Source organism: Staphylococcus simulans (assembly GCF_047037175.1).
In the GTDB taxonomy this organism is placed as follows: domain Bacteria; phylum Bacillota; class Bacilli; order Staphylococcales; family Staphylococcaceae; genus Staphylococcus; species Staphylococcus simulans_C.
The window spans coordinates 2,416,342-2,436,859 of the sequence record NZ_CP178241.1 but is presented as its reverse complement, the minus strand read 5'-3'; the positions used below and the strand labels follow the sequence as shown (position 1 = coordinate 2,436,859).

19 protein-coding genes and 1 riboswitch are annotated in these 20,518 nt (G+C 37.6%); of the genes, 4 read left to right on the top strand and 15 right to left on the bottom strand.

Annotated features, from left to right (window positions below):
* Window positions 1-83: 83 nt before the first annotated feature.
* The 8 genes from ACFCT9_RS11790 to norA form a co-directional block, all read right to left on the bottom strand.
* Window positions 84-2,021 (bottom strand): fructose-specific PTS transporter subunit EIIC, encoded by a 1,938-nt coding sequence (locus ACFCT9_RS11790; protein ID WP_412519512.1) that lies wholly within the window; start codon window positions 2,019-2,021, stop codon window positions 84-86.
* Between the two features lie 13 nt (window positions 2,022-2,034).
* Entirely contained in the window at window positions 2,035-2,949 is a 915-nt protein-coding gene (pfkB, locus tag ACFCT9_RS11785; RefSeq protein ID WP_412519510.1) for a 1-phosphofructokinase, read from the bottom strand.
* A 4-nt stretch (window positions 2,950-2,953) separates the two neighbouring features.
* Window positions 2,954-3,712 (bottom strand): DeoR/GlpR family DNA-binding transcription regulator, encoded by a 759-nt coding sequence (locus ACFCT9_RS11780; protein ID WP_412519509.1) that lies wholly within the window; start codon window positions 3,710-3,712, stop codon window positions 2,954-2,956.
* A gap of 131 nt (window positions 3,713-3,843) precedes the next feature.
* Window positions 3,844-4,332, bottom strand: a complete 489-nt coding sequence (ybaK, locus tag ACFCT9_RS11775) for a Cys-tRNA(Pro) deacylase (protein WP_412519508.1) — start codon at window positions 4,330-4,332, stop codon at window positions 3,844-3,846.
* Window positions 4,333-4,424: 92 nt separating this feature from the next.
* Complete coding sequence (locus ACFCT9_RS11770) at window positions 4,425-4,766, bottom strand: hypothetical protein (protein WP_412519506.1); 342 nt, start codon at window positions 4,764-4,766, stop codon at window positions 4,425-4,427.
* 339 nt (window positions 4,767-5,105) lie between these two features.
* Complete coding sequence (locus tag ACFCT9_RS11765) at window positions 5,106-6,062, bottom strand: lactate/malate family dehydrogenase (RefSeq protein WP_412519504.1); 957 nt, start codon at window positions 6,060-6,062, stop codon at window positions 5,106-5,108.
* Between the two features lie 15 nt (window positions 6,063-6,077).
* Window positions 6,078-6,890, bottom strand: a complete 813-nt coding sequence (locus ACFCT9_RS11760; RefSeq protein ID WP_412519502.1) for a MetQ/NlpA family ABC transporter substrate-binding protein — start codon at window positions 6,888-6,890, stop codon at window positions 6,078-6,080.
* A gap of 94 nt (window positions 6,891-6,984) precedes the next feature.
* Window positions 6,985-7,090: riboswitch (SAM riboswitch) on the bottom strand.
* Window positions 7,091-7,223: 133 nt separating this feature from the next.
* On the bottom strand, window positions 7,224-8,393 hold the full coding sequence (gene norA, locus ACFCT9_RS11755; RefSeq protein ID WP_412519500.1) for a multidrug efflux MFS transporter NorA: 1,170 nt from the start codon (window positions 8,391-8,393) through the stop codon (window positions 7,224-7,226).
* A gap of 286 nt (window positions 8,394-8,679) precedes the next feature.
* Here norA and ACFCT9_RS11750 point away from each other — a divergent pair, with 286 nt between their 5' ends.
* Together ACFCT9_RS11750 and ACFCT9_RS11745 are read left to right on the top strand one after the other, a co-directional pair.
* Window positions 8,680-9,297 carry a DUF1361 domain-containing protein gene (locus tag ACFCT9_RS11750; protein WP_412519498.1) on the top strand — a complete coding sequence of 206 codons (618 nt, stop codon included), beginning with the start codon at window positions 8,680-8,682 and terminating at the stop codon, window positions 9,295-9,297.
* Complete coding sequence (locus tag ACFCT9_RS11745) at window positions 9,294-9,569, top strand: hypothetical protein (RefSeq protein ID WP_412519496.1); 276 nt, start codon at window positions 9,294-9,296, stop codon at window positions 9,567-9,569. The genes ACFCT9_RS11750 and ACFCT9_RS11745 overlap by 4 nt, the downstream gene beginning before the upstream one ends.
* A gap of 78 nt (window positions 9,570-9,647) precedes the next feature.
* On the opposite strand, the gene ACFCT9_RS11740 is transcribed toward ACFCT9_RS11745, so the two are convergent.
* The 5 genes from ACFCT9_RS11740 to ACFCT9_RS11720 all read right to left on the bottom strand — a co-directional run bounded on the left by ACFCT9_RS11740 (window position 9,648) and on the right by ACFCT9_RS11720 (window position 14,956).
* Window positions 9,648-11,183: an SLC13 family permease gene (locus ACFCT9_RS11740; RefSeq protein ID WP_412519494.1), complete on the bottom strand. Its 1,536-nt coding sequence runs from the start codon at window positions 11,181-11,183 to the stop codon at window positions 9,648-9,650.
* Window positions 11,184-11,473: 290 nt separating this feature from the next.
* Complete coding sequence (gene mdh, locus ACFCT9_RS11735; RefSeq protein ID WP_412519492.1) at window positions 11,474-12,412, bottom strand: malate dehydrogenase; 939 nt, start codon at window positions 12,410-12,412, stop codon at window positions 11,474-11,476.
* A 193-nt stretch (window positions 12,413-12,605) separates the two neighbouring features.
* A complete protein-coding gene (locus ACFCT9_RS11730) occupies window positions 12,606-12,893 on the bottom strand; it encodes a hypothetical protein (RefSeq protein ID WP_412519490.1) in 288 nt (95 codons plus the stop codon).
* Window positions 12,894-12,921: 28 nt separating this feature from the next.
* Window positions 12,922-13,830: an aldo/keto reductase gene (locus ACFCT9_RS11725; protein WP_412519488.1), complete on the bottom strand. Its 909-nt coding sequence runs from the start codon at window positions 13,828-13,830 to the stop codon at window positions 12,922-12,924.
* Between the two features lie 196 nt (window positions 13,831-14,026).
* Window positions 14,027-14,956 (bottom strand): CobW family GTP-binding protein, encoded by a 930-nt coding sequence (locus ACFCT9_RS11720; RefSeq protein WP_412519487.1) that lies wholly within the window; start codon window positions 14,954-14,956, stop codon window positions 14,027-14,029.
* Between the two features lie 248 nt (window positions 14,957-15,204).
* Here ACFCT9_RS11720 and ACFCT9_RS11715 point away from each other — a divergent pair, with 248 nt between their 5' ends.
* Window positions 15,205-15,645 carry a MarR family winged helix-turn-helix transcriptional regulator gene (locus tag ACFCT9_RS11715; RefSeq protein WP_023015420.1) on the top strand — a complete coding sequence of 147 codons (441 nt, stop codon included), beginning with the start codon at window positions 15,205-15,207 and terminating at the stop codon, window positions 15,643-15,645.
* A 143-nt stretch (window positions 15,646-15,788) separates the two neighbouring features.
* On the opposite strand, the gene cydC is transcribed toward ACFCT9_RS11715, so the two are convergent.
* Together cydC and ACFCT9_RS11705 are read right to left on the bottom strand one after the other, a co-directional pair.
* Window positions 15,789-17,462 (bottom strand): thiol reductant ABC exporter subunit CydC, encoded by a 1,674-nt coding sequence (cydC, locus tag ACFCT9_RS11710; protein ID WP_412519485.1) that lies wholly within the window; start codon window positions 17,460-17,462, stop codon window positions 15,789-15,791.
* The gene (locus ACFCT9_RS11705) at window positions 17,459-19,099 is read right to left on the bottom strand and encodes an ABC transporter ATP-binding protein/permease (protein WP_412519483.1); all 1,641 of its coding nucleotides are present in this window, start codon (window positions 19,097-19,099) and stop codon (window positions 17,459-17,461) included. Before ACFCT9_RS11705 ends, cydC begins: the two co-directional genes overlap by 4 nt.
* Window positions 19,100-19,517: 418 nt before the next feature.
* Between ACFCT9_RS11705 and ACFCT9_RS11700 the strand changes: the two genes are divergently transcribed.
* Window positions 19,518-20,417 carry an undecaprenyl-diphosphate phosphatase gene (locus tag ACFCT9_RS11700; protein WP_412519482.1) on the top strand — a complete coding sequence of 300 codons (900 nt, stop codon included), beginning with the start codon at window positions 19,518-19,520 and terminating at the stop codon, window positions 20,415-20,417.
* Window positions 20,418-20,518 lie beyond the last annotated feature (101 nt).

The following is a 20,518-nucleotide window of genomic DNA, read 5'->3' as shown; positions in this document are numbered from 1 at the left end:
CAGTAAATTAGATTCGTGATGCGTGTCATTTCTAATAGCACGCCTCTACTATAATGCGCTAAATCTACGCAAAATTCAACTTATTATTCATCCATAGATTCTGATGCGGCAATTTCATCTGCAGTGGGTTTACGTTTAAGAATACCGTAAATGACAGCTGAAATTGCTGCGCCGACTAAAATAGCCAATATAGTTTGTAACGCATGTGAGAAATCTGTACCTAAGATAACAAAGATACCGCCATGCGGTGCACCGATAGATGAACCTAAACCAAGTGCAATCGCACCGCCGATACCTGAACCGATCATCATTGATGGAATTACACGAATCGGGTCAGCTGCTGCGAATGGAATGGCACCTTCAGTAATAAATGATGCACCCATAACAAAGTTCGGCACGATTGAACCACGTTGTGTTCTTGTGAATTTACGTTTAAAGAATAACATTGACAGTGCTAAAGCAATCGGTGGAATCATACCGCCGACCATCGCCGCTGTAATCGGTGCAGCGTTGCCTTCTGTTAAGGCTGCTGTCGCAAAGACATAAGCGGCTTTGTTGAAAGGTCCACCCATATCAATCGCCATCATTGCACCAATCACTAAACCAAGTAACATAATGTTCGCACCTGACAAACTGTTTAAACCATTTAATAATAAGTGGTTTACCCAAGCTGCTGGCGGGTTGAATACATAAACCATCAATAAACCTGTAATCGTTACAGATAAAATTGGATAAATTAATGTTGGTTTTAAACCTTCAAGTGATTGCGGCATACGACGTGTCATCGCTTTAATACCTTCAGTTAAATAACCGGCTAAGAAACCGGCGATAATACCGCCAATAAATCCAGAGTCTCCGCTCATTGCTAACATACCGCCGACTAAACCAGCTGCCATACCTGGTTTTTCAGTAATACTGCGTGCGATGAATGCTGATAAGATCGGAATAATTAAGTAGAATGCACTGTTCTTACCAATGTTCCATAATTGTTCTGCGAATGCATTATACTCAGAAGATTTCGGATCAAATGAGTTCGGTCCGAATAAGAATACAATTGCCATTAAAATACCACCAGCAATAACAAGCGGCAACATATTTGAGACACCATTCATCAAATGTTTATAAATCGTTTTGCCGACGCTTTGTTTTTCTTGTTTGCCGCTTGCTTGGCCTTTGCCTCTGCCTTCTCTTGCTTTAAATGGTGTACGTTCTGTATCTAAAGCAAGATTGATTAATTCTTCAGGACGTTTGATACCGTCAGCAACTGGTACTTCTACCACGTTTTTCCCATCGAAACGATCTGTTTCAACATGCACATCCGCTGCGACAATCACACCTTGTGCATTTTCAATATCTTCAGATGTTAAACGGTTTTTAATTCCGCTAGAACCGTTCGTTTCTACTTTCATTTTGACGCCCATTTTCTTCGCTTGTTTCAATAAAGCATCTTTCGCCATGTACGTATGTGCAATACCTGTAGGACAAGCTGTTACACCAAGGACATAAGGTTCTGGACTCTCATTTTTAGTTTCAGCAGGTGCTGCTTCCGCTTCTTCATCTGGCGCTTCATCATCAGCACGATCAATAATACTTAAGACTTCATCTGGTGTTTGGGCATGTAGTAACGCCTTTCTGACATCATCATCCATTAAGACACCTGATAATTTAGCTAAAGCATCTAAGTGGGTTTGCGCACCGCCTTCAGGTGCCGCAATCATAAAGAATAAATGTGCTGGTTGACCATCTAAACTTTGATAATCAACACCTGCCTTAGATTTACCGAAAGCAATCGCTGGTTTTTTCACCGCATCCACTTTCGCATGCGGAATCGCAATACCTTCACCAATACCTGTGGTACTTTGTCCTTCACGTGCCATAATCGCTTCTTTGAACGCTTTAACATCACTAAGAATTCCTGCATGGTCTAATTGATCGACTAACGCATCAATCACACTTTCTTTTGATGTTGCATCTAAATCCATCGCGATGGTCTCTCGCGTTAATAATTCAGTGATTCTCATCTTTTGCTCACTCCTATTTCAAGTCCGTTAATTCAATTTCAGAACGCACATTTTCTATCATCTCTTTATTGGCTAAATCTTGACTGAATGCGGTTGCTGTTCCTGATGCAACAGCATGACGGAATGCTTCGTGTACATTAAACCCTTGTGCTAAGCCCGCTAACATACCTGCGACTGTACTATCTCCAGAGCCGACGGTGTTTAAGACATTGCCTGTCGGTACGGAAGCTTTTATGCAATGCTTGTCATCAATATAAATCGCACCATCACCGCCAAGCGACACAATTACAGCTTGTGCCCCTTTATCTAAAATAGCTTTCCCGTATGTTACAACGTCTGCATCAGAGGTGATTTGTGTATTAAACATGACTTCGAGTTCGTCTTTATTCGGTTTGATGAAGAATGGATGATAAGGTAAGACTGTTTCAACTAAGTCTTTTTCAGCATCCACAACTAATTTCGCACCCGTTTCTTGCGTAATCTTCGCAAGTTGTTCATAAGCATCTGCTGGAATACTTTTCGGTACACTGCCTGCGACTACAACCGTATCTTTAGAATGAGTTTGTTTGATTTGCGCTAATAAGGCTGCGAACGCTGAGTTAGAAATTGTAGGTCCGCCTGCATTGATTTCTGTTTCTTGATTTGATTTTAATTTCACATTAATGCGTGTATCTTCTTCTACTTCAATGAAGTCGGTTTTGATACCTGCTTGTTGTAAAGTATCTTGGATAAATTTCCCAGGAAATCCACCCACAAAGCCTAATGCAGTTGAAGGTGTTTCTAAAGTGTTCAATACACGCGAAACGTTAATACCTTTGCCTCCTGCAAATTTATACGTTTCCTGTGCACGGTTAAGTCCGCCTTCTTGAAACGCATCTACTTTCATAATGTAATCAATCGATGGATTGAAGGTTACTGTATAGATCACTTTATTACACTCCTCTTATCGAATAATGATTGCGATATGCTTTCATATCTGAACGCTTTAAAGCTTTGGTCGATGTTAAGATATCGAAGGGTGTTTCTTTCGGCACATTCACACACGCAAAGTATGTAGGTCCAAATTTCGAACTATCTAGTAAAACAAAAATATGATGTCCCACTTTCATCGCTGTTTCTTTCACATAAGCTTCTTGTTCATCAGGCGTTGTCAATTTACCTTCTTCATTTATACCGTTCATACCAATAAACACTTTATCGAAATGATAATATTTTAACGTTTCAATGGCTCTAGGACCGACAGAAGCTAATGTGCTTGCTTTCACATCTCCCCCGATAATCAACGTTTTAATGCCACGTTTCAATAATGCTTCAACGTGTGTTAAACCATTCGTCACTGCGACAATGTCTTTTGCTGTAATATGTTCAATCATTTCATAAGTTGTGGTTCCGGCATCGATATAAATGCAATCATGATCTTCAATCTGTGCCGCTGCGATTTTTGCGATTTCACGTTTTTCTTGCAAATTGCGTTCTTTTTTCTCAGACATTTTCGGTTCACTCAAAGCAGTCGTTTTAAGTGTGGCACCGCCATGTACACGTTGTAATTTGCCCATTTTCTGCAACTTAGATAAATCTCGGCGAATCGTAGACGCGCTGCATCCTGTTAATTCGATAAGTTCTTGCAGTGTTAGGAATTCTTTTTCTTTTAAAAGTTGTATAATCATTTCAAACCTTTTTTGCGTTATCATATCGCCACCTCATTTCCTCTTTATTATAAGCGCTTCCAATATCTTTTTCAATCAAAATCTTTCACTTTCATTCAAAAACAATCACTGTTATATAAAAAAAGATGAGCATATGCTCATCAACATCGCTCATCTTAATTTGTTTCATGTGTCGCAACATCCGCTACTTTTGCATTAGTTGCTTGAATTAATTCTGAAACATGCACACCCATTTGAACGCCGCGCAAGCCGCCACTCACAAAAATCTTGTCTTGATTCATAGCGGATTGATCTATGACCGTCGGATACTGATGTTTCATCCCAATAGGAGAACAACCACCGCGGATATAACCTGTTACTTTCGTTAATTCATCGAGCGGTAATAAATGTAATTTCTTTTCACCTACAGCTTGTGCCGCATGCTTCATATCTAAATGATGTTCCACTGGAATCACAAACACATAAGGTTCGTGATTATTATTAATGAATAATAGTGTTTTAAACACTTGATCTGGATTAGCATCAATCAGTTTTGCGACTTCTTGTCCTTCAATATGGTCTTTTCCCATTTTAAATGTACGCATTTCATAATCGATGCCTTCGCGATCTAAAATACGCATCGCATTTGTTTTCTTCTGTTTCATTGCGTTCACCTCACTCTTAATATAGCATGTCATCGCTTATCAAGACATAAAAAAACAAGGCGTCATGACAATACTTTTACTCAAACTTGAGTTTAGTTGCCAGAACTGCCTTGTTTTGGAAAATGCTGAATCCATTGATGGCTTAATTCACTTGTGATGGACGTTAATGAAATCACGAATAATGAACTAGATTCAGCTTCATTTTTATGCGCTGCATCCGCATGTTGTGTTGACTGCCCCTCTGCCGCTTCAGGGTATTTTGTAGGTCCATCTGATGTAGACTGATCAGATGAAGCTTGTTTGTCACTTTGCATAAATGAAGAAACGCCATTTTGGAATTTCGCAAGTTCATTTTCATTTGTGACTAATACTAATAAGAAAATCAAACAACATGAAAGAATGGCAGCGGACACCCATAAAATAAACGCTCTCATTCTTAATACCTCTTAACCTCTATTTCGTGATTTCAATCTTAACATAAAAAACACACCTTTTTGTTAGGTAGTAAGCTATTTAAACTAAATGTAATATACGTAACATATGTTACATAACAGACACGAAAGATAGCGAAACGAGGTTGAGTTGTGTAAGAGCTTTCAACCGCAATTCTACTGACTTTTTCAACATTAAACAAAGATATATTTTCTTTTTATTTTACGTGTATCATGCCAAACGTTACCTAGATGTGACAATATATTACGATTGAGTATGATTATCAAAGGCACATAAAAAAACAAGACAAGCAACCCATGTTAGATTGCTTGTCTCTATCATTATTTTACTTGTTCTTGAATTGCTGCTTCACCTTGTTTTATTGCTGTTTGAATGAACTCGTGTGCCGCTTCTAATTGTTGATGTTCTTCTTCAGACAACTCAATTGGTAAGCGTTGTTTTATACCTGTTCTATCAACTAGCGTCAATAAGCTTAGCGCACCATCGACTAAACCATATGCCCCTTGAACTAAACCGCTAATGGGTTCAATCGTATGTTCATCAAATAATATCGATTGGGCAAGTTGTACAGAAGCTCTTGAAATCGCTGAATTCGTCCACCCTTTTTTCTTGAAGACTTCAAAAGACACTTCATCGATACGTGTTGAAATGGCACCACGGTCAATCGGTGTATGACCTGATAATTGTTCAAACTCTGGTAAATCAATACCATGTATACGCACGCGGCTCCAAATTGGTACACAATGCGAACCATGTTCACCTAACACAAAACCTTCCACGTCTTTAGGATCTACATTATAGTGATCTGCGATTAAAGTACGAAAACGTGAAGATTCTAAAATCGTACCCGTACCAATCACTTTATCAGCTGGATAACCTGCTTGATGTGCAAGGTATGTCATCGCATCCACCGGATTAGAAATCAAAATAACAACGGCCTCTTTTGTCACTGCTGACAGTTGCCTGAACACATCATTCACAATGACACTATTTGCTTTTGTAAGCAATGTACGGTCTTTCATGTCTGGTGTTGATGCTGCACTTGCTGACACAATCACAATATCTGCATCCACTAAGTCTTGATAGCCGCCAACTTGAAGTTTCGTACGGTGTGTATGATTTAAACCTTGTAAATGACGATGATCTAAGACTTCGCCTTGTGCTAAATTTTCATTTGTATCAATGACTACAATTTCTGAAAAATGACCTAAGTATTGTGCATCGGTCAGGACTTGACTCCCAACGCGACCTACACCAATAATGCCTAGTTTTGCCATATTCATGCCACTCCTTTATTTCGCTTCATATGGAATAACGTCTTTACCGTATTCTTTCTTAATGAATTCCTTCATATCTTTTGATTGTAAGACTTTGATTAACTCTTGGAATTTTTTATCGTTTTTATGTCCTTCTTGAACTGCAAGAATGTTCGCAAATGGAGATGATTCGTTTTCCATCACAATCGCATCTTTAGAAGGTTTTAAACCATTGTCAATCGCATATTTTGAGTTCATAATGACCGCTGCGCCTTCTCCGCTTTTATACGTTTTCGGCAAGAATTCTGCACCTTGTTGATTATTGAATTTTAAGTCATTTTTATTTTCAACAATATCATCAAATTTCGCATCTTCAATTTTCACGCCATCTTTAATTTTAACTAAGCCTTCATTGACGAAGAAAGATAAGAAGCGTCCTTCTTCAGCAGGGTTGTTTGAAACATAGATTGTAGAACCTTTTGGAATATCTTTTAGATTTTTATACTTTTTACTATAGACACCCATTGGCGTTGTGAATACTTTTCCGACTTCTTCAATTTTATAACCATGTGATTTCTTCTCAGCTTTTAAATAAGGAACGTGTTGGAAAAGGTTCGCATCCACATCTCCTTTATCTAATAATTTGTTCGGTACTTTATAATCATTCACGACTTTCACTTCTAAGTCGTACCCTTTATCCTTCATGGCTTTCTTCGCATGTTCTAAAACTTCACCATGCGGTGCCGGAGAAGCTGCCACTGTAATTTTTTCTTTGTCTCCACCCTTGCCGCACGCAGCGAGTACGACTAATAATACGAATAACCCGATTAAACTACTTATTTTCTTCATTGCTTTTGCACCATCCCTAAGTCATATTTACCAAATCCCCCTTATCAAAAGAAAAAGCCTTCTCATTAAAATAAGAGAAAGCTTTCGATTCTTTCTCTCATCTTCAAAAGTCTATGACTTTTTGTGAATTAGCACCACTTCGCTTTAACGATGGTTGCTGGGCTTCGTCGGGCACATCCCTCCGCCTCTCTTGATAAGAGTTCTATTTGATTGAATTGTATTAAGATTACCACCAGTGACACAATACGTCAATATTATTTTTGAATTTTTCAGATAAATAAGTCATAAAAATATACCGTTGCCGATACAACAGTATATTTTAAAACGCATTGATTAACTTTGTTTAAGCCTTCTGCTTTTCCTAATGGTCTTTTCTACCATAATAATTACAATACCTAATAACATGACCATCATGGACATATAAAGCGGGAATTCTAAATTTACATCATAGAGCGTCCCTGCGACTAATGGGCCTGCGAAGTTCCCCATACTTGTAAATGTAGAGTTTAAGCCTCCTGCTAACCCTTGTCGATTACCTGCAATGTTTGAGAAGTAGTTCGTGAGCGCAGGTCGTATCATGTCAAATCCGATAAACACAATAAAACTGATAATCATAATTGACCAGTAATGATGTGCAACAATTAATAAGAATAAGACAATTGCTGAATATAGCAATGACAATTGTATGAATGTCAGTTCTTTAAAGTACTTCATAAATTTATCAAATAAGAAGATTTGGAATATCGCACCGGCTAAGCCGCCGCCAGTTATCGCAATAGAAATATCTTTCGGTGCATAATGGGCTTTATCTGCAGTATATAGTGGATATAATGTTTCAAATGCCGCAAGCCCGAATGCTAAAACAAAGGTAATGATAACCGGAGTAATAAACGCTTTAATATTAATTTTAGCCAAGTCTTGGGGTTCTATCACTGTATGGAAACCATCTGTCGTTTCTCGTTTTGCACCTTGAATAAAGATCAAAGAACAAAAGAATGCGACAACGCCTAAACTTCCAGCAAAATAGAATGGTAAACGGTGAGAGAACTCTGCCATAAAGCCACCGAAACCGGGCCCTAAAATAAAACCAGAGTTTATAATGGCTGACATATAACCGAAGTTCTTAGCTTTATCTTCAGGACGTGAGATATCTGCGATCATCCCTGTAACCCCAGGCATTACCATACCGGCACTAAACCCGCCGATAATTCTTGAAACAATCAATAATGGATAATTACTGCTCATCGCAAAGATAAACTCAGATACAGCAAACAACACAAGACCAATACAGATAATTAACTTCTTTCCTAATTTATCAGCTAAGTTGCCTCCAAATGGAGAGATGACCATTTGTGCTAACGCAAAGGCCGCAACAAGAATACCTAAATCACTTCCATTTAAACCTAAGTCCTTTAAATAGACAGGCAACACCGGTACAACTAATCCGATACCTAAGAAGACTAGAAAAATATTAAAATATAAGGTGATTAATTGCTTACTCATGATTTCCTCCTTTATTGCGTGTTTTGATTTAGTCAATTTTTTATGACTACCTATTATACACCAAAGTTTATCTATGGCTCAATCAAATAATATTGATTCATGATAGTCTGATTGTTCCCTTATTTAGCTATTTTCATACTTATCATCAGGTGTAACTGCTATACTATTAATTGATATCTAGGTTTAAAACCTGTAATATATTCATCTAAATACGTCTAAAAATCATATTTCATGGTTTTCAGATAAACCATCCATCAACTTGGATGTTTGAAGAGAGGACTTTGATATGCAATCACGTTATATTGCACGCATATTATTTGTGATATTGATGTTGCTGACACTGCCATTAAACCAATTTTACCAGTTTATGGCGTTGAACTTGTTCTTAGCTTATATTCCTTTCGAACTCGTTTGGTTACTCAAATTGTTTATACCGAAACGACGTTTCGAATGGCCATTATTTATTATTTTCTCAGCCATCTTTATCTTAATCTTCCCGAATACCTTTTATATGGTGACCGATCTGATTCACCTTAATCAATTCGCATTTACTATTATGCAAGGCGTCAGACCAATAGAATGGTTGTATTTCACATTCTTAGTCGGCGGTGTTTGTTTTGCGGTTTATTGTTATATCTTGATTAATATCGAGTTATTCCATTTCACCAATAAACCTTTATTCAACTACATCATTGTGATTGGCTTGATGTTTGCGAATAGTTTAGGGATTGCGATGGGACGCTTCTTAAGATTCCATAGCGTCTACTTAGTCACACAACCCCTTTCTATCGTCAGAGATGTCGTACAGTTCTTAGATGCAAGAGGTCTTTTCTTCTTGTTTGTGATGACCTTACTACAAGCAGTCATATTGATTATGGTGAAAGGAGTGCGCATGGCAAAATGACAATGCAACTTCTTATTTTTATAGCTGTACTGATTATAATTCAGCTAATTATAGGACATTTCATTCACGACATCGGATTTTCATATCTTGTCAGTATCGGCTTGATGCTGTTGCCACTTGGTATAGGTATATACTTGCTTCAAATCGCTTATTTTGAACAAAAGTATCCGAATTGGGAAGTACCATTCAATGTAAAATTACGATTGAAATATATGTATCTTTTAACATTCTTAGAATATATCGCACTTTATGTGTGTTTCTTTGTATCATAACCCTAAAACATACATGTTATTTCTATAGAAAAGACGATGGACCAGCGCCATCGTCTTTCTTGCTTTCAATATACTTTTTTAAATCAAACCTAACCATTTCCAATATGTGAGACTGAAGATCAGAATTAGGACATAACCCACAATGGTTAATGGAATACCTGCTTTTAAGAAGTCTTTTACTGTGAATGTACCTGAACCATACGCCAACATGTTTTGCGGTGCACTTACCGGTAATAAGAAACCAAAACTGATGACGAATTGTTGAATCAACACAAAGCCGATGCTTTGATCGCCTAAATGCAATGTTGCAGTTAAAGAAATAAATACTGGAATTAAAGCAGAAGATAAACTTGTCGCACTTGCGAACCCTAAGTGAATTAAGATATTAAAGAGCGTGATTAATGCGATAGTCGCAAGCAATGGCAAGTGTTGCAAGCCCATTAAACCGAAAGTCTTATCACTTAACCATTGTGCCCCGCCAGTATTTAATAATACGTTCCCAAGCGAGATACCAATACCAAAGACAATAATTGTACCCCAAGGAATATGTTTTTCCGCTTCTTTCCACGTCATCACACCAATCTTAGGTGTCAACATAATCGCCATTGCGATTAAAGTGATAGAAGATGAATCAATCGGATGTAAAATCTTTTCCGTTGACCAGAAGAATAGTAATAAAACAGAAATCGCAATTAATCGCCATTCACGTGGAGACACAGGTCCTAATTTTTCCAATTCTTGTTGAATTAATTCCTTACCGCCTTTAACTTCTTTTTGTTCTGGCGGCATAACTTTCAACATAATAAAGTAAAGCGCAATAGACATCAGTACTGACCATGGTGCCGCATACAAGAACCATTGGCCCCATGAAATGTCTTGACCGAAGCTTTGGTTAATAAAGTTAATCGCAACAATATTTTGCGCCGCTGCTGTCTTAATACCGATATTCCAAATAGAAACGGCTTGTACTGCAGTGATAATTAATAATCCTGCCAATTTACTTTCTTTAGAAGCTTTGAACGCCGCAATCATCCCTAATAAAATCGGTACAACCGCACCTGCACGAGCTGTCGCAGATGGTACGAAGAATGCCAAAATAATTGACACGATAATTGCGCCGGCTACAATACGGTTTGTCTTATTGCCCACAATCGATAAGACTAATAATGCCAAACGCTTATGCAAATTTGTAATCTGCATCGCTGCTGCTAAGAACAACGCTGCTGCTACTAAAACAACCGCTGAAGTTGAGAACCCACTAAAAGCTAACTTTAAGGCATTGCCTGTCCCAAATAAATCCGCACCGTGCAGTGCAGCACCATTTGCTTTTGGATTCCCTAGTTTTTCTGCTAAATCTTGCACAGGACTAAATCCTAATAATAGTATCATCAAAGCGGCAATCATCGTTGAAGATACTGGATAAGAGACCGCTTCTGTCACCCACATAATAACCGCAAAAGCTAAAATCGCAAGAGACATTTTAGCCATCACTGGAATTCCGCTCGCTGGTATTAATACAATCGCAATCAGCACGATAAAACTGATGATAATCCATAGCGGTTTAACACTTTTTTGCTTCTTGTCAGATTTCACTGCTGCATCCTCTTTTGTCATCTTGTTTTCCTCCCTCATTTGTTTGCTGTACTCAACTATTAATCATTAAATCAATCTTTCATTTAAATATTTTAAAAATAGAGTATGCACACCTAGCCCATACATATGCACACACCTTTTTTAAATATTTAATCAATTTCATTATAACAAGAATGCGCTTACAAAAAGAGACTTATTCGAAAATTTGTAAATTTTTTCACAATAACTTTAGAAAGTACAAAAAGAGACGAACGCATGAACCATCGTCCGTCTCCTGATCCAATATATATAATTTTAATTTACCTCAAAAATTACGATTGCTTTAATGCACTTTTAACTTCTTCAACCGCATCTGCTGACGCTTTTAATTGTGCTTGTTCATCTTCAGAAAGCTTCATTTCAACGACTTGTTCAACACCATTAGCGCCGATTAACGTCGGTACACCTAAACAAATATCGCTAAAGCCATACTCACCTTCTAAATACGTAATCGCAGGTAAAACACGTCTTTCATCCTTCAAAATTGCCGCAGCCATTTCAAAGATAGCGGCTGCCGGCGCATAATACGCTGATCCATTGCCAAGCAAGCCGACAATTTCAGCACCGCCTTTACGTGTACGTTCTACAATCGCATCAATTTTATCTTGTGCTAATAGCTCTGTTAACGGCACACCGCCTACTGTCGTTGTACTTAATAACGGCACCATTGTATCTCCATGGCCGCCTAATACTAATCCGGAAACATCCGTACGAGCAACATTCAAGGCTTCTGCGATAAACGTTCGATAGCGTGCTGTATCTAAAATACCTGATTGTCCAAGCACTCGATTTTTAGGGAAACCTGATTGTTTGTATACTGCATACGTCATCGCATCCACTGGATTCGTCAACACAATAATTGTGCTGTCCGGCGCATACGTTTTGATTCCTTCTGTTACTTGTGTCATCACAGATTCATTAATTTGAATCAAATCATCACGACTCATACCTGGTTTACGTGCTACACCTGCAGTAATCACAACAATATCTGATCCTGCAATATCTTGATAATCAGATGTTCCTTTAATTTGGTTATTGAAATTGAAAATCGGTCCGCTTTCTGCAATATCCAATGCCTTGCCGCAAGCTGGCTTTTCATTTTCAGGTTTATCCAATAACACCACATCTGCTAAAGTTTTCTCAGCTAACATAAATGCCAGCGTTGCACCTGTATGTCCTGCACCAATAATCGCGACTTTTCTTTTCCCCATCATGAATCCCCCTCGATACGAATTTGTTTTTTCTTTATAATTCTTTTATTCACTATAAGGATAACAAAGCAAGTCGCATTAATAAAGAAAACGTTTTCATTTGTTTTGAATTCTTTATGACATAAACAAAGCTCCCTCTATTATAATGTGCTGAAAACACTTAAAGAGGGAGCCCTTAGCATTATTAAATTGCTTAATATCTGCCTGCAAATTGTGCTGTTGCTGAAATTGTAAACATTGCACCGACAAAAAGTGTCAACACTAATAATAAGATCATTGTACGTGTGTAATGTTTAATAAACGCAACGAATAATAAAACGGCATTATAGATAAAGAAAATACCGAATAAAGTCAGTACCACTGTAGGTGCTGGGAATATCGTTGTAAAGAAAAAGACGATAATCGCAAAAATAATATATGGAAAGACGATAAGGTTACGTTCAAAACGCATACGTGCACGTGATTGTTCTTCTTTGTTCATTTCTTCATATTCTCCTTTATTTCACTTATCAAGGGATATGGTGCCCTAATACAGCCACATAAATATCAAACCATTCTTGATCAGTTATAATGACTTCTAATCCTTTAACCGCATCTTGCATGCGTTCAATTTGGCTAGTACCCATAATCGGCATAATCGTTGCTGGATGTTTCAACAGCCACGCAGTAACAATACTGGCAGGCGCAACATTATATTTATAAGCAAGTGGACTGATTACAGCCATCACACGTTTTGATTTCTCATCTTCTAAATTCAGCAGTTTGCCGCCAGCAAGCGGACTCCATGCCATAATTTTGACGTCATCTTTATACATGTGATCAATGGTACCATCATAAATCGGCGTCGCATGATACGGTGAAACTTCTAATTGATTCACCGCGATATGCAGTTTATGTGAGCGAATACCTTGGCTCAACAAATCATACTGCGCATGATTGAAATTAGAAACTCCGAATGATTTAATTTTACCTTCTTCTACTAAAACATCAAGTGCGTCTCTGACTTCGTCTGGATTCATGAGCGGAGATGGACGATGAATCAATAAGGTATCCAGTGTATCGGTTTGTAAATTTTGTAATGAGCGATTGACCGCTTCAACCATATGATGTTTGCTTAAATCGTAACGATGGCCATCAAATTGTGCAAATTTGTCTGTCGGCAAGATAATTCCGCATTTCGACACTAATTCAATTTGATCTCTCAGTTCAGGAGACAATGCCAAAGCCTCTCCAAATAATTGTTCACAACGATAGTCCCCATAGATATCGGCATGGTCCATTGTTGTGACACCGAGTTCTACTAATTGATGCAGATAACGGTTTAATGATTGTGCCGACATCTGCCAGTCATTCAATCTCCAAAATCCTTGAATTATCTTTGAATACGTAACGTTACGATTGATTTTAACACGGTCCATTCCTTTTACCCCTCTCGCTCATTTCAATTGTGTTACATCTTATGTTAGCGCTTGCTAAATTTAAAAATGAGGTTCACTATAGTGTAGTAGGGATTATTAATGGATTAAAATATTTTACTATTGTATTCCCTACAAATTCCTTGTACTATTAAACGTTGTATTCATTATAGTGTGACCTTGATATGCACGTCAATTTTCATGTGAACTGCAATGCATCTAATTGATTGCGCAGACGCTCTTTATCGAGTTGTTCTCCAATTAATACGATGGTGTTTTGTATGTCACCTTGAATCGGCTCGTAATCAGGCAGCCCATTGGCGAATTGGAATAAATACGTTGTTTCAGGTGTATCTCTAAATCTTACGTACCCTTTCAATCGATATACATTGTCTGGCAAACGTAAGATAAACTGGTAAAACATTTGTCGATCAATCGGTGAAGTAAACGTATACGCAATTGAACTAATACCATGGTGATGTAAATGTTGGTGACTTGGTTTCATATGAACTGGCTCTAATGCCTTTATTTCGTCAATATTGACTTGACCATAGGTTGTAAAGTAGACGGCATCATTCGGATTAACTTCTTTTAAAGCTTCTGTGAGCGATTGCTGCTCATCTTGGCTGATTAAATCTGTCTTATTGACAATTAATGCTTGGCTGACAGCGAGCTGTTCTTCCATTAGTGCTTGTGTCGTTTCTGTATAATCCCCGCGATGTAAGAATCGAGGTGCGTCGACTAAACCGACGACCAGCGGCGGATGAACGTGATCAATGAGCAATGGATCGTAGCAAGCTTGGATGAGTTGAAGCGGATGCGCAATGCCTGTTGCTTCTATTATGACAAATTGTGATTGTTTTTGGTTGATTATTACTGATAGTTGCGCGATAAGATCTTGTTGTAAATCACAACAAACACATCCATTCTGCAAGGAAACTGTATGAACTTTATCACCTAAAATTTTACTATCTACATCAAAATCACCAAATTCATTCATAATTACAGTGATTTTCTCATCTCTTTTTAATAATTGCTCAGTATAATGTTTAAGGAAAGACGTTTTACCGCTTCCTAGAAAACCTGTTACAATACAAATAGATAATTTACTATTATTATTTCGTTCCAATTTTAACACTCATTTCTAAAGGACTTAATGGTACAATCATTAATGGACATATTATATTATGTTACAACTTGATTTAATGCAAGATATCTTCTAAAATCAATGCATACTTTAATTTTAACATGGCTTGTGAGGAGTCGACAAAATAGTTAAAACTTCTATTTTAGTCACTGCTCAAACTTTCACAACAAGACGGAACGAATTCCGGTACACAGAAAAATATAACGGATAGAATGTCTGGAGGAGAACTTATGACTGAAAAACTTAATTTAGGCGGACGTTTATGCTTTAGTTTGTACAACGCTCAAAGACAAGTAAATCGCTACTACTCAAACAACGTTTTTAAGAAGTACAAATTAACTTACCCGCAGTTTTTAGTATTAACAATTTTATGGGAAGAATCACCAGTTAACGTCAAGAAAGTCGTTACTGAACTTGCGCTTGATACTGGTACAGTATCCCCATTATTAAAGAGAATGGAACAAGTAGATTTAATCAAAAGAGAACGCTCTGAAGTCGATCAACGTGAAGTATTCGTTCACTTGACTGAAAAGAGCGAAGCAATCGAAGAAGATCTAGGCGGTGCTTGTAACCACTTAGGCGATATCTCAGGATTAAACAAAAAAGAAGAAAAAGAATTGAATCGTTTATTAGATAAATTGATTGATTCTTTAACTAAGCAAAACTCATAATTTCGAATGCCATTAAAATTAGAGTGATAACTTGCAGTTTTTTCACTTTCAAATAAAGCAAAAACCAAGCGGTTGGGGCTTCTATCATAGAGGTCTCAACCGCTTTTTGCGTGATTGCTTTTTACTTTATTCAACTCTATTTTTTATGATTCTTGATTGAGCGCTACCATGTCATACAGTGCACCCTGTTGCTGAAGCAGACTTTCGTATGTGCCGCTTTCGATAATACGACCTTCAATCATGACTACAATACGATCAAATTGTGGTAATAAAGCTAAATCATGCGTTGCAACAATTAAAGTTTCGCTTTCATTAAACAAGTGCTGCATCACATGTACACTATTATCCCAATCTAATGCGCGTGTCGGTTCATCAATTAGCCAGACAGGTGCAGTGCGTAAGAAGAGCCGTGCTAGACAAAGGCGCTGTAATTCTCCGCCTGATAGACCTTCACCACTCATAGTAATTTCATAGTCTAAGTCTATATACGCTAAACCTAAATCATCCAATACCGCGCGCATTTCATCATCCTTGCGATCAGATAATAAATTATCCCGTACTGTGCCATCAAACAGTTGTTGTTGCTGAAGCAAGACATTAAATGTTGCTGCTTTGTCCGCTTCAGACAACGCATACACAGACTGCCCTTGATACGTAACAGCACCTTGCTTCGTCTGGTATAAACCTGCCAACACTTGCAGCAATGTACTTTTGCCTGAACCTGATGGCCCAATAATTGCGAGTTTTTCACCTGCTTGAACCTCTAATTGAATCGCATCTAATACTTTAGTAACTTGGTGCTCATATTTAAATGTAATGTCTCCTGCGTGTAATGTTTGAGCATCATTCATCGACACTTTTGTTTCTGATTGCGCAGGCACTTCCTGTAATACTTCCTCTAACTCTATTAATGCTTGGTCTGTATCTGCTTTAAAGTAAGCCACATTACTCATCGAGACTGCTTGTTCAAACAACGTCAATAACATCAATACAATACTCGTTAAATAGATGACATCTAATTGTCCATTTTGGACTTGAATCACACCGAGCCAAACACAAAAGAATAGTGCTGACATAGACACTAAATCCAACATGAATTCATAAAGCGTTAAGAATCGTTGTTCATTACGTTGTTGATGGCTGTATTTTGCTAATGCCTTCAACACTGATTGACGATAAGATTTTAATCGTTTGAAACGTACCAATTCTTCATAGCCTTCTTTAAAATCATAGAAGCGACTTAAGAAGGAAGAAGCATCTTTTGCGGCACGTGCATTTAACAGCTGTGCACGCTTAGCTGACACCCATGGTAAAATGCCTAACGATATCAACATACTCACCAATAATAAAATCGCATGCATCCAAGAAAAGAACCATAAGGTTAAGATGGTAATGGCCGATGTAAGGCCAATCACTACAGGCGGATAATAAACGCGTAAATAGATATTCTGCAGTGCTTCTACACGTGACACCATTCTCGAAATGAGATCACTTGATTTGAATTTACGGTAAATATCCGGCACCACTTGTATCAAACCATCAAAAAATTGTGTTCTGACATCTCGTAACATCGTGAAGGTCGTCCGATGTGAATACAAACGTTCAAAATAACGCATAATTGCTCGGATTATTCCAAACATTTTCACACTGACTACTAAGACAATCAAACCATAAAGCGGCACATTTTTTGCTGCTTGCGCAATCATTAAACCACTGAGGAAGAACATACCGATAGCAACTAAACTGCCAATCACACCAAACAAAATCGCTAAAGCTAAATCTTTATCTAACTTAAAGTTAATCCCGTGTCTTTTCATTGTCTATCACGTCCTTTACCTCTTTGCGCAGATATCACTGAGTCCTCAGCCATCATACGGCCCGCTTCCATATAAATGCGACGTTGTGCCATACGAATAGTACTTTCACGGTGCGCAATCATAATCACAGTACTGTCTTTAAAATACGTATGCAGTGCTTGTTGAATCAGACGTTCTGTCCAAACATCTAACCCTGTCGCAGGCTCATCAAAGACAACTACTTCTGGTTGTGCTAATAAGACGCGTGACAATTCAATACGCCGCATTTGGCCACCAGACAACATCTCTCCGCCTTCACCAATATACGTCTCAATTCCTTGAGGTAATTGATTGATTTTCTCCATCATACCTACTGCTTCTAGTACCTCTATCACTTTATAATCCTTAACGTCTTCAAACATAGAGACGTTTTCTTTAATCGTCGCATTAAAAATATATGGTTGCTGACTTAAGACACCCATTGTTAAATGTTCCGATTGAACAGCGAGAAATCCAGAGGTCGGTGTTCTGCGTTGTAAGATTATTTCAGACAGTGTCGTCTTTCCTGCTCCGCTTGGACCAACTAAGGCAATCTGTTCCCCTTCATAAATATTAAAATGTACATCATCAACTGCTAATCTATCCGCATCCGGATAACGATAGGACACATGGTTCAAACGAATCAATGCTGCTTGTTTCGAATCAATTTCAGGTTGCGTGACTGTGGTATGATCTGCATCTTGATTTAACATTTCAAACACAACATCCGCTGCCCCTTCACTTTGTTTCCCTGTATGGAACGCTTGACCAAGGTCTTTAATTGAGTTGTAGAATTCAGGTGCTAAAATAATCGCAATGGCCGCAGTTTCGAAATTTAAATTATGGAAGAGTACTAAGCCGAGTCCTGCTTCTAACGCAACCAAACCAATCCCTAACAAACTGATAAACTCCAACAATAAACCAGATAAAAACGCACTGCGTAAAATCCGCATGGTTAAATCTCTAAAACGTGTACTTTCCTGATAAATAGCTTGTTTGGCTTGTTTAGAACGATTAAACAACTTCAATGTGACTAAACCTCGCGCTAAATTTAAGAAACGTTGACTGAACTGTGTCAAATAGGTCATTTGTTCTTTAGATTCATCGCGTGTTTTTAATCCGAATATGATATAGAAAACAGGAATAAACGGTGCAGTCACCATCATAATAATAGCTGTGTTTAAATGAACAAAACACATCGTAATGATAATCACGATAGGCACAAGTACCGCTTTGAAAACTTGAGGCAAATAGTCTTGATAAAATGGTGTGACTCCATCAATACTTTCAGTCATCACACTCATTTGTGCACCGACAGGTTGTTTCGTGTGTTGATCTACCAAACGCTGGCGCAATGTCTTTTTCACTTTATATGCCAGTTCTGTTCCCATCCATTGATTAGCCATATTCAATACTGCACGTAGTAATAAGGCAGCCAATAAAATCATTAATAGTGTCTGGATAGTGAAATGTTGTGTCGTTTTCATCAACATGATATCTAACACTTTCGCAATGGCAATGTTTTGAACGACTACAATCACAGCTAATAGCGCACAAATGACACCCATTGCGATGGGGTATTGCTTGAATTTCAGTGCGTAATGCATTAAATGTTTCATCTTCTTCACCCTTTTTATTTAATCAGGCCATCAAATGCTTTTGACACAACAAAGGTGGAACACGTATGTATCTCACGCATACTTGTCCCACCCACTGTACTTTCGTTTCATCTTTAGTTAATAGATGTCAGGACGTCCGGTGTCCCTTGTAGTCATTTGTGTCAAAAATGTCTTACCTTCAACTTAAAACATATAAGTAGAATTTTCAATTTATTCGACTCAAAATTAATTTTAATTAAGAAATTAAACTTCAAACTTTTGTCATAATCAGTGATAGACATACATCTTAAGTCCTATCTTTCAATTTACTGCGAAAATTTGTAGCACAATGAAATTTTTATGTGCTATCATAAAAGTTGTTTCAACTGGTAATTACATACATTAAACGAAAATATACTGAAAATAAGGAAGGTACGCTATGTTATTGTTAGAATTAATCAAAGCGTTGATTTTGGGGATAGTCGAAGGTTTGACAGAATTTGCGCCTGTATCCTCAACAGGTCATATGATTCTTGTAGACGACATATGGTTGAAATCTACAGAATTCTTAGGTTCTGAATCTGCTTTCACCTTTAAAATTGTTATACAATTAGGTTCTGTCTTTGCGGCAGCATGGGTATTTAGAGAGCGTTATTTAGAAATGTTCCATCTTGGTAAATATAAGCACGCTGCACATTCAACGGAACTTACAGAAGGAGAAGCTTTAAGCAGAACCGCACAATCTAAACAAAAACGTCTTACAATTTGGCACGTTTTAGTGGGAATGATTCCTGCTGGTGTTTTAGGTTTATTATTTGATAATGTAATTGAAAAATACTTATTTAGTGTGCCGACTGTTATGATTGGACTTTTATTAGGTGCGTTCTATATGATTTTCGCACAAAAGTTCAGCCGTCGTTACGCACAACGTGAACACCTTGATCAAATCACTTATGTGCAAGCATTTATCATCGGTTTATCACAAGCAGTTGCGATGTGGCCAGGGTTCAGTCGAAGCGGCTCTACAATTTCAACTGGGGTATTAATGAAATTAAATTATAAAGCTGCATCTGACTTTACATTTATTATGGCCGTACCTGTTATGTTAGCCGCAAGTGGTTTATCATTGGTAAAACATATTGGCTATATTCATTTAAATCATATTCCATTTTATTTAATCGGCTTTATTGCCGCATTCTTATTCGGATTATTATCTATCCGTTTATTCTTAAACTTAATTAACCGTATTAAATTAGTACCTTTTGCGATTTACCGTATTATCTTAGTTATCTTTATCGCAATCCTTTACTTCGGATTCGGTATCGGAAAAGGCATTTAATTGATACTAACGCCAGCATTGGATATCAATGCTGGTGTTTTTTATTGCTTCAGCAATAATTACTTTAACTTCCGAAAAAAGTTGTGTATGATACAAATGTA